At 37.9% G+C, this 14,727-nt stretch carries 10 protein-coding genes; all 10 read left to right on the forward strand.

What is annotated here, in order from left to right; genetic code table 11:
* Window positions 1-108 precede the first annotated feature (108 nt).
* The 10 genes from metE (at window position 109) to BIV20_RS05350 (ending at window position 14,586) form a co-directional block, all read left to right on the forward strand.
* Window positions 109-2,373, forward strand: a complete 2,265-nt coding sequence (gene metE, locus BIV20_RS05305) for a 5-methyltetrahydropteroyltriglutamate--homocysteine S-methyltransferase (RefSeq protein WP_075718776.1) — start codon at window positions 109-111, stop codon at window positions 2,371-2,373.
* A gap of 82 nt (window positions 2,374-2,455) precedes the next feature.
* Complete coding sequence (locus BIV20_RS05310) at window positions 2,456-2,605, forward strand: FeoB-associated Cys-rich membrane protein (protein ID WP_075718778.1); 150 nt, start codon at window positions 2,456-2,458, stop codon at window positions 2,603-2,605.
* Window positions 2,606-2,760: 155 nt separating this feature from the next.
* Complete coding sequence (locus BIV20_RS05315) at window positions 2,761-3,435, forward strand: site-2 protease family protein (RefSeq protein ID WP_075718780.1); 675 nt, start codon at window positions 2,761-2,763, stop codon at window positions 3,433-3,435.
* A gap of 293 nt (window positions 3,436-3,728) precedes the next feature.
* Window positions 3,729-4,235, forward strand: a complete 507-nt coding sequence (locus BIV20_RS05320) for an SEC-C metal-binding domain-containing protein (protein WP_075718782.1) — start codon at window positions 3,729-3,731, stop codon at window positions 4,233-4,235.
* A gap of 336 nt (window positions 4,236-4,571) precedes the next feature.
* Window positions 4,572-4,820, forward strand: coding sequence for a hypothetical protein (locus tag BIV20_RS05325; RefSeq protein WP_075718784.1), 249 nt, complete (start codon window positions 4,572-4,574; stop codon window positions 4,818-4,820).
* 34 nt (window positions 4,821-4,854) lie between these two features.
* On the forward strand, window positions 4,855-6,825 hold the full coding sequence (thrS, locus tag BIV20_RS05330) for a threonine--tRNA ligase (RefSeq protein ID WP_075718786.1): 1,971 nt from the start codon (window positions 4,855-4,857) through the stop codon (window positions 6,823-6,825).
* Between the two features lie 192 nt (window positions 6,826-7,017).
* Window positions 7,018-8,703 carry a leucine-rich repeat domain-containing protein gene (locus BIV20_RS05335; RefSeq protein ID WP_075718788.1) on the forward strand — a complete coding sequence of 562 codons (1,686 nt, stop codon included), beginning with the start codon at window positions 7,018-7,020 and terminating at the stop codon, window positions 8,701-8,703.
* A 222-nt stretch (window positions 8,704-8,925) separates the two neighbouring features.
* Window positions 8,926-9,609: a hypothetical protein gene (locus BIV20_RS05340; RefSeq protein WP_143524503.1), complete on the forward strand. Its 684-nt coding sequence runs from the start codon at window positions 8,926-8,928 to the stop codon at window positions 9,607-9,609.
* Between the two features lie 24 nt (window positions 9,610-9,633).
* Window positions 9,634-12,507: a leucine-rich repeat protein gene (locus BIV20_RS05345; RefSeq protein ID WP_075718792.1), complete on the forward strand. Its 2,874-nt coding sequence runs from the start codon at window positions 9,634-9,636 to the stop codon at window positions 12,505-12,507.
* A 264-nt stretch (window positions 12,508-12,771) separates the two neighbouring features.
* A complete protein-coding gene (locus tag BIV20_RS05350) occupies window positions 12,772-14,586 on the forward strand; it encodes a leucine-rich repeat domain-containing protein (protein WP_075718794.1) in 1,815 nt (604 codons plus the stop codon).
* The last annotated feature ends 141 nt before the right edge of the window (window positions 14,587-14,727 follow it).

Consider the following 14,727-nt stretch of genomic DNA (forward strand, 5'->3'; position numbering starts at 1 on the left):
AGATTTCAACTATATCAAATGGGAGTTTTTAGGTATTATACAGAACAAAAAAGTGTCTATATAATAAAGGTCACAATGTTCAAGGACAAAAATCAAGGAGGAGAGAAAATGAATACAACAATCGTAGGCTATCCGAGAATCGGAAAAATGAGAGAACTGAAATTTGTCATAGAAAAATATTGGCGTGGAGAGGTGACGGAAGCAGAACTTAAAGAGACCGCAAAGACATTACGGAGTGAAAATTTGAAAAAGCAGAAGCAGGCAGGAATTACAGTAAGTCCGGTCAATGATTTTTCTTATTATGATGGAATGTTAGACTTGGCAGTTATGCTGAATGCAGTACCGGAAAGATACCGCAAGCTTAATTTATCAGAGTTAGATACATATTTTGCAATGGCAAGAGGCTATCAGGGAGAACATGGGGATGTAAAAGCATTTGCCATGAAAAAGTGGTTCAATACCAATTATCACTATATGGTGCCGGAACTAGAAGAAGGAATGGAATTAAAGCTTCAGTCGGAAAAACTGTTTGCAGAATACGAGGAAGCAAAGCAACTGGGGATTTGTCCAAGACCGGTAACCATTGGAGCCTATACCTTCTTGAAAATGGCGGTTGCTCAGGAAGGAATATCTAAGATAACTTATGTGGCGCCAATAAAGGAAGTGTTTCAAGAGTTATTGCAGGAATGTAATAAGCGTGGTGTAGAGTGGATTCAGATTGATGAGCCGGCGTTGGTTCTGGATATGGATGAAGCGGATAAAAAACTTTTTTGCGAACTTTACGAAGGAATTTTAGAAGTGAAAGGAAGCGTAAAGGTATTATTACAAACTTATTTTGGTGATGTACGTGACTGCTATCAGGAACTTACGGCATTGTCATTTGACGGACTTGGATTGGACTTCGTAGAAGGAAAGTACACAGAAAAAATAATTCAGGAAAATGGTTTTCCGAAAGAAAAGTATTTGTATGCGGGAATTGTAAACGGAAAAAATATCTGGAAATGTGATTATGAAAAGAAGCTAGCATTAGTGGACAGCCTAAAGAAGGTGACGGACAAGTTGATACTTACCACCTCTTGTTCTTTACTGCATGTGCCATATACTACCAAAAGTGAGAAAAAACTGTCTGTCGATACTTTAAAGTATTTTTCCTATGCAGAAGAAAAACTGGAGGAACTTCATGAGCTAGCAGAGCTTTCTGAAAAAGATTATGTAAATGAGACAGCTTATAAGAGAAATATAGAAGTAACACATTCAGAAAGAGGAATGAAAGACAACAGTATATGCAAACAGGTAGCGGCTCTTTCTAAGAAGGATTTTGTGCGAAATGTACCAAGAACAGAGCGTCAGAAACTACAAAGAGAAAAGCTTGGATTACCAATATTTCCGACTACAACCATTGGTTCATTTCCACAGACAAAAGAGGTAAAGGCAAATCGAAGTCGTTATCGTAAGGGAGAGATTACCAAGGAACAATATGATGAACAGGTATTTGCATTTATCAAAGATTGTGTGGAAAAGCAGGAAGAACTTGGATTGGATGTTCTGGTGCATGGTGAATATGAACGAAATGATATGGTAGAATTCTTTGGAGAAAATTTCGGTGGATATGTGTTTACCGAATATGCCTGGGTGCAGTCCTATGGTACAAGATGTGTAAAGCCACCGGTTATCTTCGGTGATGTAAAGCGGATAGAGCCAATTACAGTAAAATATTCCAAATATGCGGCGTCATTGACGAAAAAACCAATGAAAGGAATGTTGACTGGCCCGGTTACTATTTTAAACTGGTCTTTCCCAAGGGAGGATGTTTCTAATCGCGAAATGGCTTTTCAGATAGCTTTGGCAATTCGTCAGGAGGTACTAGACTTAGAAGCTGCCAGAATATCTGTGATTCAGATTGATGAAGCTGCTTTAAGAGAGAAATTGCCTCTTAGAAAAGCAGAGTGGCATAGCGATTATCTGGATTGGGCATTGGAAGCGTTCCGGTTATGTCACAGTGGCGTAAAACCGGAAACTCAGATTCATACGCATATGTGCTATAGTGAATTTGAAGATATTATCAAGGAAATTGACGAGATGGATGCAGATGTGATTACTTTTGAGGCATCACGTTCCAAATTAGAGATTTTGGATGCTTTAAAGGATGCGGAATTTGAAACAGAAGCAGGACCGGGAGTCTATGATATCCATTCACCGAGAGTCCCTTCCGTGGAGGAAATTGTAGAGGCTTTAAGAAGGATGCTTGATAAGATTCCTGAGGAAAAACTGTGGGTCAATCCGGATTGTGGACTAAAGACCAGAGGAATTCCGGAGACAGAAGCCAGCCTTAAAAATATGGTAGCTGCGGCTAAAATTTTGAGGGAAGAATGAAATTAAGTCTTGACAAAAAAAGAGAGTTAGAATATACTAACTATGATAAATGATATCCATTCTCAAAATAGGAGGGATGCAAATGGGTACAATCATAGTTGGTGCAGTAGTGGTGGTTGTGGCTGCATTGGCAGCACGTTCCATATACCGTGATAAAAAGAGTGGAAAAGCTTGCAGCGGATGTAGCGGCGGATGTGCCGGATGTCATGGTGGATGCCACACGGAACAATAAATAGAAAAAATGGGATGCCTTGAAGAAAACAAATCTTCAAGGCATTTTATCTTATAGAAGAATAAAACATAGGAAGAATGGGAAGGTTGCATTTTATAGAAATTGGATTATAATTAAAAACAGGGGTAAAAAGACGAAATTAGGAGAGAAAAAATATGTTAAGTTATTATATAAATCAGCTACGTTCCATGCTCTATGTGGCACCGGTGATTTTAATTGCAATTTCTTTTCATGAATTTGCCCATGGATATGTGTCATACAAAATGGGAGACCCGACGCCCAAAAGGGATGGAAGATTGACCTTAAATCCATTTAAGCATTTGGACGTGGCAGGAACTTTATGTCTGTTGTTTTTCCATATGGGATGGGCAAAACCGGTACGAATCAATACGGCATGTTACAAAAATAAGAAGAGAGGCACAATTCTGGTATCTTTGGCAGGACCGGTTATGAACTTCTTATTAGCATTTCTTTCATTGGTGATTTATGGATTGCTATTAAAATATGGAAGTATCTCTCGGGTGGTCTACATAGGAGTGACGCTTGCTTATTACTCCGCCGTGGTAAACATTGGACTTGGACTGTTTAATTTAATTCCATTGCCGCCGTTGGATGGTTCCAATGTGTTGGGAGAAATTATTCCTAAGGTAAACCAGTATTTTTACGAGATACGACGTTACAGCAGTCTGATTCTGATTGTACTGCTGGTGAGCGGTGCATTAAGCAGACCATTGGGATATGCCAATCATGTTATATTAAATGGAATGTGGAAACTGGTAAAAATGATTCTGCAAATTGGAATCACAGGTACGACAGATATTTATATTTAAAATTTTGTATAAACGGAAAAAAACGGGTGATACTATAATTATCCGAAAAACGAAGCCCCCACTTGTTCTTCGGATAAAGCGAAAGCTTTGAACCAAAGATAAGGTTAAATACTTATCCTCCCCTTTTGAAAATCCCTGCGGTGGCAAATGTGCTGACCGTGGGGATTTTTTACATATATAACAGGAATGAAAAAAATCCTTTGAAAAATCATAAGAAATGAGTTATACTGTTATAGCATGTATCAATAATGAATATGTAATGATAATATTTGAAACAAAGGATGGTATTTATTATGGCATTATTAGAACAGTGGAGAAGCGTTGCATACAATCAGGAAACTGACCGAGCACAGCTTCAGAAGTTCTGGCAGGATTATTTTATGCTGGAAAAAGGCGTATATGAGAAGTTACTGGAGAATCCAGATGAGAAGGTAGAAGGTACCGTAAAGGAACTGGCAGAGAAGTACGGATTGTCTGTAATGGAGATGACAGGTTTCCTTGATGGTATTAACGAGAGCTTGATAGAAGAAAATCCTATTGAAGAGATGGAAGAAGATACCAAGGTAAGTCTTGCATTTGATAAAGAAAAGCTTTACAAAAACATGGTAGATGCAAAGGCAGATTGGTTATATGAACTTCCACAGTGGGAGAAGATTTTTGATGAAGAAACCAGACACAAACTGTATATTGAACAGAAAAAGTCCGGTACAGTTGTAAAGGAAGCAAAAGTATACCCAAATGATCCATGTCCATGTGGCAGCGGTAAGAAATATAAGAAGTGTTGCGGAAGAAACAAATAAGATTCTAACGATTCACTCTTTACAAAATGAAAAAAAGAGTCTACAATACACAGTAGAAAAAGCGTTGAAGAGAAGAGTACGTTGCAGGAATGCACCAGAGAGAACCGCCGAAGATGGCTTAAGCCCCCTTCGAGCTGTGAGCGGTTTGGCAGGAAGGCTTCGGAAGACCACCTCGGAGCGGCTTTAATACAGCCCGGTGATTCCGTTATCATCAAATGAGCGGCTTTGTCAGAGACAATATGACAGAGCAAGCAGGGTGGAACCGCGAGTATATTCGTCCCATGCATTGTCTTTATGACAGTGTATGGGACTTTTTTTATCGAAAGGAGAATGGTTATGTGTAAAGTAAAAGAATTTATAGCAAGTTTATCTGAAACAACAACCGTCACCAAGCGGGAATTATTTTTTGCAGCTTTGACCTGTATATTTGGTGGAATGGTAGTAGGAATGTTTTGTTCTCCGAAAAAGAGAACAATGATAGGTTCCCATAACGGAAATAATAATGGCAACAATAATGGATGGGATGATGAAATGTGGGAAGAAGAATGCCCGGAAGAAGATTCAGATATCCTTTCCTTTAACTAGAATAATTATGAAAAAGAAATAGAGGAGAAAGAACATGAAAATCACATTAAAAGATGGCTCCATAAAGGAGTACAGCGAAGCAAAAAGTGTATATGATATCGCATTGGATATCAGTGAAGGATTAGCAAGAGCAGCCTGTGCCGGAGAAGTAAACGGTGAGGTTGTGGATTTAAGAACTGTTTTGGAGAAAGATTGCGAATTAAATATTTTAACACAGAAGGACGCAGAGGGTATTCGTACCGTACGTCATACCTGTTCTCATGTGTTGGCAGAAGCAGTAAAACGTCTGTTTCCAAACGCAAAATTAGCAATTGGACCATCTATTGACGAAGGATTCTACTATGATTTTGAAGCGGAACCATTTTCCAGAGAAGATTTAGACAATCTGGAAAAAGAAATGAAAAAGATTATCAAAGAAGGAAATAAATTAGAGAAGTTTACTCTGCCAAGAGCAGAAGCAATTCAGTTCATGAAGGATAAAGAAGAACCATATAAGGTAGAATTAATCGAAGACCTTCCGGAAGATGCAGAGATCTCCTTCTATAAGCAGGGCGAAGGGTTTACTGATTTGTGTGCAGGACCTCATCTTATGAGCACCAAGCCAATCAAAGCATTTAAGCTGATTTCTTCTTCTATGGCATATTGGAGAGGAGATTCCAACAAAGCACAGCTTCAGAGAATCTACGGAACTGCATTTGCAACAAAAGATGAATTAAATGCATATTTAGAGCATTTAGAGGATATTAAGAAGCGTGATCACAATAAGTTGGGAAGAGAAATGAAGTTATTTACTACCGTTGATGTAATTGGACAGGGACTCCCACTTCTTATGCCAAAGGGACAAAAGATTGTTCAGACATTACAGAGATGGATTGAAGACTTAGAAGACAATGAGTGGGGCTATATCCGTACCAAGACACCATTGATGGCAAAATCTGATTTGTACAAAATTTCCGGTCACTGGGATCATTACAAAGACGGTATGTTTGTATTGGGAGATGAGGAAAAAGACAAGGAAGTATTTGCACTTCGTCCAATGACTTGTCCGTTCCAGTATTATGTATACAAAGCAGAACAGCATTCTTATCGTGATTTGCCATTACGTTACGGCGAAACATCTACTTTGTTCCGTTCAGAAGATTCCGGTGAAATGCATGGACTTACTCGTGTACGTCAGTTTACCATTTCCGAAGGTCATTTGATTGTAAGACCGGATCAAATGGTAGAAGAATTCAAGGGATGTCTTGCATTAGCAAAACACTGCCTTACTACACTGGGCTTAGAAGAGGATGTAACTTATCATTTGTCTAAGTGGGATCCGGACAATCGCGAAAAATATATTGGTACTGCGGAAGTTTGGGAAGAAACACAGCAGCATATGCGTGATATTATGAATGAACTTGGAATCAAGTTTACGGAGGATGTAGGAGAAGCTGCATTCTATGGTCCTAAGGTAGATATCAATGCTAAGAATGTATATGGAAAAGAAGACACTATGATTACCATTCAGTGGGACGCATTGTTGGCAGAACAGTTTGATATGTACTACATTGACCAGAATGGAGAGAAGATTCGTCCATATATTATTCACAGAACATCTATTGGATGCTACGAGAGAACGCTTGCATGGTTAATTGAAAAATATGCCGGAAAGTTCCCAACATGGCTTTGTCCGGAACAGGTAAGAGTATTGCCGATTTCTGATAAGTACGAAGCATATGCAGCAGAAGTGGAAAAAGAATTAAAGAAAAATAAGATTCTTTGCAGTGTTGACAATCGTTCCGAAAAAATCGGATATAAGATTCGTGAAGCAAGACTGGACAAAATTCCATACATGTTGGTAGTAGGTCAGCAGGAAGAAGCAGATAAGACTGTATCTGTAAGAAGCCGTTTTGCCGGTGATGAAGGTGTAAAACCATTAGATACTTTTATTGAACAGATTTGCAAGGAAATCCGCACTAAGGAAATCCGTAAGGAAGAAGTTGTGGAAGAACAGAAGAAATAAATTATATTGGTAAGTTGGTTTTAGAGAATCCGCTATACAAAGGAAAATAGTACTTTGTATGGCGGATTTTTACAGAGAGAAGGGTTTAGGAAGGGTATAGGAAAGAAGAAAAAATATATTGAAAGGGCGAGGATAGAGGAATATAATAAAGTAAAATGGAAATCGGTTTGATTCAAAGGAGGAAAAGGGCTTATGAAACGAAAGATATTAGCAATGTTAGCAGTAGCATCTTTGACAGCTAGCATAACACCGGTTATGCAGGCAAAAGCAGAAGAAACGGCACAGGAGAACACTGTTGAGGAAGGTACAGAGACAGTTGAAACAACAGAGCGTGGAGCAACGGAAATAGAAAACGGTATGTGTGGAGAAAATGTTAGTTACACATTGACCGCAGATGGAACACTTACTATTTCTGGAAGTGGAGATATGTATGATTATGAATTTCTTCTGAATCCATCGCCATTTTCTACTAATAGTAATATTAAAAAGATTGTTATTGAAAATGGAGTAACAGGTATTGGAAAATGGGCATTTTATAATGGAAGTTTAACAAGCGTTACAATACCAGAAAGTGTAACAAATATTGGTGATGCTGCATTTTGGCAGTGTGGAAGTTTGACAAGTGTCACAATACCGGGGAGTGTAACAAGTATTGGTGATTCTGCATTTTGGAGATGTAAAAATTTAACAAGTATTACCTTCTCGGAAGGAATCAAGAGTATTGGGTATGGGGCGTTTTCAGATTGTAGTAATTTAACAAGTATTGTAATTCCGAATAGTGTAACTGAAATACAAGAAGCTGCATTTGCTAGTTGTAGCATAACAAGTATCACAATTCCACAAAATGTAGCAAGTATTGAACCGGGAGCATTCGGACTATGTAGAAATCTGACAGATATTATAGTTGCACCGGAAAATACACACTATACATCTGTGAATGGGGCCCTGTATAATAAAGATTTGACAGAATTATTGAGATATCCAGCAGATGAGACGGAAGCAGTTATATTGCCAAGTGTAACAACTATAGCAGATTGTGCTTTTAATGGTTCAGAGGTATTAAAAGAAGTAAAAATTCCAAAAGGTGTAATCAAGATAGGTGATGCGGCTTTTAGTGGTTGTCCGGAATTAAGAGTAGTGGAAATACCAAGCGGTGTAACAAGTATAGGGGATATGGCTTTTTCCGTATGTAATAATCTGAAAAGTGTGGTAATTCCAAGCAGTGTAACGAGTATGGGAATACAGGTATTTGGAAAGTCTATACCAGAAGAACTTACAGTCTATTGTTGTCTCGGTTCTACAGCAGAAGTATATGCCAAGGAACATAACATAAATTATACCTTATTAAATAATACAGACGAATTGCGTTTTTATGACAGTAATGGAGATATGATAACCAATGAGTTTGTTTTTGATGGCTCTTATACATATTTTATGCAGGCAGATGGAACGCCTATGAGAGACAGACTTACTTATCATCCGGATGGAGAACATATTATTTATCTGGATACCAATGGACATGAGGTATTTAACGATTTCCAGTATTGCCCGAGCGTAGGATATACCTGCTACTTTGACTCCAACGGATATATTTATAAAGACCAGATTACCTTTGTTGGAGACAAGACCTATTATTTGAATCTGAATGGAAAACTGGAGAATGAAGGATGGTTTCAGTTTGGAAACGGTATGGATTATGGATATGCTAATTGGGATGGAACGCTGAATACCGGTGGATTTTCCTATGATCCATGGGGAAGAGTGGTGTTTTATCATTGGAACGGAATGGTAGCACGAGGACTTATCACAGATGGTCAGTGGTATTATCTCATGGATGAAACAGATGGACATTATCTGGGAAGTTTTCCGGTGAATTAGAAGAAGGTTCAGATACGATAAGAGAAAGCGTTATGAAAAGAAAAATATTGGCTTTTGCGTTAGGTATATTCTTGATATCTTCAGGAGGTGTTCTTTCATTACATGCTGCGGAAAGTGGTCGATGTGTTCCACATTATAATGTTGCGGAAGTTGGGGGAGACTGGGACAGATTTAGATATAGACTTACGGATGGAACCTTAGTAAAAGATGCGTTTGTTTTCGATGGAATGCATACATATTATGTACAATCCGATGGAACAGAGTGGGTGGTTTCAGTTTGCCAATGGAAGGGACTATGGATATGCCAACGGGGATGGTACTTTGAATACTAGTGGATTTTATTATGACCCATGGGGAAGAATTGTGTATTGTCATTGGAATGGAATGGTGGCAAGAGGACTTATCACAGACGGAACTACTTATTACAATATGGATATGACAGACGGGCATTTGATAGGAGTGTTCCCGGCAAATACTGAAGTAAAAGCGCATGAACATCATTGGGAAGCTGTAAATTTGACAGTACGTCATCCGGAACAAAAATGCTGGACAGATCAGGGGCATCGTGAAACGGTATTAATTAAGGAAGCTCATGAAGAACCTAATATGGTAGTTAAATGGATTTGTAAGACTTGCTATTTTAGAGATGGGATAATTGTAGAATTACCGAGAGATAAAGAACCATCTCAAGATGAAACATATCAGCAGCATTTTCAATATCATTGGGACCGAAATGATGGATTAGTTCAATGGGGGGATGTGGAGGTTCAAGATGGAATGAAATGGGTACCTGCAATGTATACTGAGGAATGGATTCAAAATATTGTACCAGTAGTGTATAAAGAAGCAAAGGATGAAGTAATAACATTATATTATAAATGTTCTGAATGTGGCGCAGTTAAGTAAGGAAAAATATAGGAAGAAGGGAAAATGATGAAAGAAAGAAAAGTAATAAAAAAATCGACTGTATTTGTATTATGTTTTTTGTTGGGGCTTATGTCATCAGTAAGTACTGTTCAGGCAGAAGAAATGTCTGGAGAGACAGAAGAAAGTGTGATAGGGGAACAGCCAGCAGAAAATTTTTCAGAAATAGAAGAAAATGTTTTGAAGGATAATGAAGAAATAAAAATGCCATCAGGTTATCAAGAAGAAGTATCGGTAGATACTGCAGAAGAAGGTTTTAATGGGTCAGAAAAGGGAGCGGTTTCTTCAAGCAATTCTTGTGGTGATAACGCGGTATGGACTCTGAACAATGGCATACTTACCATCAGTGGAACGGGAGCAATGTATGATTATTCGTCTAGTGCTTTTCCAGCATGGTATAGTCAGAAATCCAACATTACTTCAATTGTAGTTGCAGAGGGAATTACTTACATAGGTTCATGTGCGTTTTATGGATTAGATAGCGTGACAACTGTATCTCTGCCATCATCATTAACTTCATGTGGTAGTATAGTATTTGCAGAATGTAGTAGATTAAATAATGTAACGTTGCCGGCAGGAGTTACATCAATTCCATATGCAATGTTTGCTAATTGCACAAGCCTTAGTACAATTAGTGCACCGGGAGTAACTGTTTATGGAGATTATGCATTCCAAGGATGCAACTTTTCTACGTTTACAGTAGGTAGGTATGTCAATAACATTAACTCGCTGGCGTTTTATAATGCAAGTGTAACGTCGTTTGAAGTAGAAACAGGAAATACAGTGTATTTTGCATCCAATGGTGTACTATTTGCGGATGGAGGAGCTACACTGTATGCATATCCTTCAGCAAATCCTAATACTTCTTATATAGTTCCGAATACGGTAAAAAAGATAGGAGACTCTGCATTTATTAATAATAAGTATTTAACACAGATTACAATTGGAAATTCTGTTACAAGTCTCGGAGAATCAGCATTTCAGGCCTGTGCCAATTTATCATCTATTGCGATTCCGGATAGTGTGACGGAAGCTGGTTATTTTACTTTTTATGGATGTCAGAATTTGGGAAGTGTAAGGTTTGGAAGTGGGTTGAAAGAGACCTCATATGAGATGTTTGAAAAGTGTACGGCATTAACAACCATTGATTTTGGTGGAAGTTTGGAATCTTTGTATGCAAGAAGTTTTGGGTATTGTAGTGCGTTACAGAGTGTTAGTCTTCCTGCAAATATAAAAAGTATAGGAAATGGCTGCTTTGGTGAATGTTACAATTTGAAAAATTTTACATCAGTGGCATTAACTAGTATTCCGTATCAGGCTTTTTTGAATGATTATTTTTTGACAACGGTTTCCTTGAACGAAGGATTGACAACAATTAATCGTTTGGCTTTTGGTGGATGTACAAATTTGAAAAAGATTACCCTACCGTCCACGATAAAGATAGTTTATTCCTATGGGTTCCCGGATATAACAGAAGTGGTTCAAACAGGTACCACGCTGACAAAGTATGGGCATAACGGCTATCGAAGCATGGAAAAGGTATCTGTGTCCGGTACAAGAAATTATAACTATGCTTATGAAGTATTGGATATTGTAAATCAGAGAAGAAGCGAAAATGGTGTTGTACCATTGGTTATGAATTCTTCTTTGATGGAATCAGCTATGCAGCGTGCGGCTGAAACATCTGTTCTGTTTTCACATACCAGACCGGATAGCTCATTATGCTTTGATATTAATAGTCTGATGTCCGGTGAAAATATAGCAGCAGGAGATTCAACTGCTTCAAGTGTTATGACCAGCTGGATGAATTCAAGTGGACATAAAGCTAATATATTGAATTCCAGTTATACAACAATTGGTATTGGCTGTATCAATATTAATGGTACCTATTATTGGGTTCAGTGTTTTGGAACAGGAGCTGATAGTAATAGTTGTTCTAAGCCTTCAGATACATATACAACGGAAACCATTAATATAGCGGCAGAAACTTTTGAGGAAGCGCCCACAACATCAGGAATTATCTGGGGGACACCGGAATCCTATACCTATTCGGTGGGAATCAGCGTGCCAAAAACAGATTTAGATTTGAATAGTTCAGTACAAGCTAACTTTTATATTATAAATCCGGGAAATTCATGGTGTACTATAGTAAATAATGATCAAAATATTATTTGGTCCAGTAGTAATAACTCGGTTGCAACAGTAGAAAATGGAGTGATAAAAGCAATAAAGACGGGTGGCACTACGATTACGGCAAAAACAAAAAATGGTGCCTATAAAGCTACGATACAAGTTGGGGTAAATATAGGAACATTCATTACACAGTACGGTAATTTGAGCTTTTACCGTCACCCGGATGGAAAAATGCGTTGTTATGACGAAAATTTCAACATGATTACAAACCAGTTTGTGTTCGATGGTTCATACACATATTTTATGCAGGCAGATGGCACTCCAATGTGTGATCGTCTGACTTACCATCCGGATGGAGAACACATTATTTATCTGGATTCAAATGGACACGAAGTATTTAATAATTTCCAGTATTGTCCAAGTGTAGGATATACCTGCTATTTTGACTCTCAGGGATATATTTATAAAGACCAAATTACATTTGTGGGAGATAAAGTGTATTATCTGAATGCAAATGGAAAGATGGAAAATGAAGGATGGTTCCAATTTGCAAATGGTCGGGATTACGGATGCGCAAATTGGGATGGAACTCTGAATACCGGTGGATTCTCCTATGACCCGTGGGGAAGAGTGGTATTTTATCACTGGAATGGAATGGTAGCTCGCGGACTTATTACAGATGGTGTGTGGTATTATAGCATGGATACAACAGATGGTCATTATCTGGGAAACTTTCCGGTAAACTAACTTAAGAGTAGGAATAGACGGAATTTGTAAACTATATAAAAGAGAAAAGGAACAGAGAATGAATGAGTAAGTAAGAGATTCAACATTCTACTGTTCTTTTTCTATATAGAATGTAAAAAGTATGAAAAATATATGTAGCATTGAAGAGTGTTGAAGAATATTCACTGTTACATATTGTTTTCAGATTTTATGTGTGTTAAAATTTGGATGTGAAGTAATTCTCATAAAACTGGTTTTAAAGAAAAAACATAGGAGGAGAAGAAAATGAAGATGAAGTATGTCAAACAAGCATTAGCAACCGTATTAGCGGTAACATTGCTGGTTGGTAGCAACAGCAATCTGTCGGTTCAGGCTGCAGAAGAACAGGAAGATGTGGTGTCAGGAGAAATCTTAGAAGACCAGAAAGGAACAGTAACGGACAGTGGAACCTGTGGAGAAAATGCAACCTGGACTTATGAGGATGGAGTATTGACAATCAGCGGAAGTGGGGTAGTAAATAGTTGCGCATGGAATAGTTATAAAGCAGATGTTACAAAACTTGTTATTTCAGAAGGAATTACATCGGCAACTGTTTATTCATTGTTTACGGAAATGCCCAAATTGACAGAAGCATCTTTACCAAATTCACTGACAGAATTGCCTTATTTTAGTAAGTGCACGAGTTTGAAAGAGATAACTATTCCGAGTGGAATAACAAGTATTCCGAATAGTAATTTTGCATACTGTACTGGCTTAGAGAGGGTAACAGCACCTGGAGTTACTAAAATTTATGATGGTGCATTTAAAGGCTGTACATCATTGATGAATGCCAATGGAATGGCAATCATAAATAATATATTGGTTTTAATTGATTCAACAAAGGTTGGAAATAATCTTGTAATTCCGGAAGGAGTAAAAGATTTTGCTTCATGGATGCATTTTCCTAGCAGTGTAACATATGTTTCAATTCCAAGTACACTTCAGACAGCTTTAGGCGGATTAGCTGGTCCGCTCATCTCCTGTGAGAATCTGGAAAAAATAGATGTATCAGAGGGAAATACACTTTACACATCTGTGGATGACAGCTTGTTGAGTAAAGATAAGAAGACCTTATGGATTGTACCGAAGGAAAAGAGCGGAAAATATGTAGTTCCGGATGGGGTAGAAACAATAGGATATGAGGCAATGTCTCATTGTGCATATTTGTCAGAAGTAGTGATTCCTGCAAGCGTAAAAAAGATTGAAGAAGGCGGATGTGCTACTGCAAATGCTACTTCAATATATTTTTCCGGGGATGCCGTAGAAAATATAGATGGTATATTCTATAACGATTATTATGATGATGATGATTTCAAAACATATTATGAAAGTATGGCAGAAGGAGAACGTAAACAATATTTCACAGAAGAATTGCAGACAATTGCCCAGAAAAAAATTTACTATGTAGAAGGTACTTCAGGCTGGGATGCGTTAAAGGCAAAATATCCAAGAGTTCAATGGCTGACCTGGGATGGAAATAACGTTGACGCAGGTCGTACCGTACCGTATTATAGTCTTTCGGAAAATGGTGGTACTTGGGATGGAACTCATTACACGAAGACGGACGGAACAGTAGCAACAGATATATTTTTCTTTGATGGAAGCAGTACTTATTACTTACAGGCTGATGGAACACCTATGAAAGATACCCTTACTTATCATCCGGACGGAAAACACATCATTTATCTGGATTCCAATGGACATGAGGTATTCAATTCCTTCCAATATTGTCCGAGTGTAGGTTATACCTGCTATTTTGATTCACAGGGATATCTCTATAAAGATCAGATTACATTTGTAGGCGATAAGACCTATTACCTGAATGCAAATGGTAAACTGGAGAATGAAGGATGGTTCCGGTTTGCAAACGGCATGGATTATGGATATGCTAATTGGGATGGAACATTAGTTACAGGAGGATTCTCCTATGACCCATGGGGAAGAGTAGTATTCTATCATTGGAACGGAATGGTAGCACGTGGACTTATTACAGATGGTCAGTGGTATTATCTCATGGATGAAACAGATGGACATTATCTGGGAAGCTTTCCGGTAAACTAATCTGAAGTTAAAATGTATGGAATTGAATAAATAAATATAAAAGGAAGAAAAGATTACAATTTGAAAATTTTGTCATTTTTTCTTCCTTTTCTTTTATAGATGATTTAAAATGAAAGAGAACTATGTATGACAATAGATAAA

Origin of the sequence: Roseburia sp. 499, from assembly GCF_001940225.2 — a bacterium.
Classification (GTDB): Bacteria; Bacillota; Clostridia; order Lachnospirales; family Lachnospiraceae; genus Petralouisia.

Excerpts from the sequence above, each read along its gene's own strand:
- BIV20_RS05315 (WP_075718780.1), top strand. The coding sequence starts at position 2,761 with ATGTTAAGTTATTATATAAATCAGCTACGTTCCATGCTCTATGTGGCA.
- metE (WP_075718776.1), top strand. The coding sequence starts at position 109 with ATGAATACAACAATCGTAGGCTATCCGAGAATCGGAAAAATGAGAGAA.
- BIV20_RS05345 (WP_075718792.1), top strand. The coding sequence starts at position 9,634 with ATGATGAAAGAAAGAAAAGTAATAAAAAAATCGACTGTATTTGTATTA.
- BIV20_RS05350 (WP_075718794.1), top strand. The coding sequence starts at position 12,772 with ATGAAGATGAAGTATGTCAAACAAGCATTAGCAACCGTATTAGCGGTA.
- BIV20_RS05320 (WP_075718782.1), top strand. The coding sequence starts at position 3,729 with ATGGCATTATTAGAACAGTGGAGAAGCGTTGCATACAATCAGGAAACT.
- BIV20_RS05325 (WP_075718784.1), top strand. The coding sequence starts at position 4,572 with ATGTGTAAAGTAAAAGAATTTATAGCAAGTTTATCTGAAACAACAACC.
- BIV20_RS05310 (WP_075718778.1), top strand. The coding sequence starts at position 2,456 with ATGGGTACAATCATAGTTGGTGCAGTAGTGGTGGTTGTGGCTGCATTG.
- BIV20_RS05340 (WP_143524503.1), top strand. The coding sequence starts at position 8,926 with ATGGAATGCATACATATTATGTACAATCCGATGGAACAGAGTGGGTGG.
- BIV20_RS05335 (WP_075718788.1), top strand. The coding sequence starts at position 7,018 with ATGAAACGAAAGATATTAGCAATGTTAGCAGTAGCATCTTTGACAGCT.
- thrS (WP_075718786.1), top strand. The coding sequence starts at position 4,855 with ATGAAAATCACATTAAAAGATGGCTCCATAAAGGAGTACAGCGAAGCA.